This window comes from Cupriavidus sp. SIMBA_020, assembly GCF_046535395.1.
GTDB lineage: Bacteria > Pseudomonadota > Gammaproteobacteria > Burkholderiales > Burkholderiaceae > Cupriavidus > Cupriavidus campinensis.
Genome location: NZ_JAWRWU010000995.1, coordinates 1 through 258 on the forward strand (window position 1 = coordinate 1; position 258 = coordinate 258).

1 protein-coding gene is annotated in these 258 nt (G+C 72.1%); it reads left to right on the forward strand.

What is annotated here, in order from left to right; all coding sequences use genetic code 11:
- On the forward strand, positions 1-181 hold a 181-nt coding region (locus tag SB751_RS32460), incomplete at its 5' end, for an efflux RND transporter permease subunit (protein WP_410749317.1).
- Positions 182-258: the final 77 nt, after the last annotated feature.

Below are 258 nucleotides of genomic sequence, written 5' to 3' on the forward strand. Positions count from 1 at the left end.
GGGCGCCGCATCCGGCGCGCAGATGGCGATCGGCACCGGCGTGCTCGGCGGCATGATCACGGCGACGGTGCTCGCGGTGTTTCTCGTCCCGCTGTTTTTCGTGATCGTCGGCCGCCTGTTCGACGTCGGCCCGCGCCGGCGCGGCGGCGCGCAGCCGGCGACGATGGAGGGTTCGCAGTGATGTTTGCATTGAATGCATGGGCCGCACCGAGGCTTCCGCTCGCGCTGGCCGCCGTGCTCGCGCTCGCGGGCTGCTCG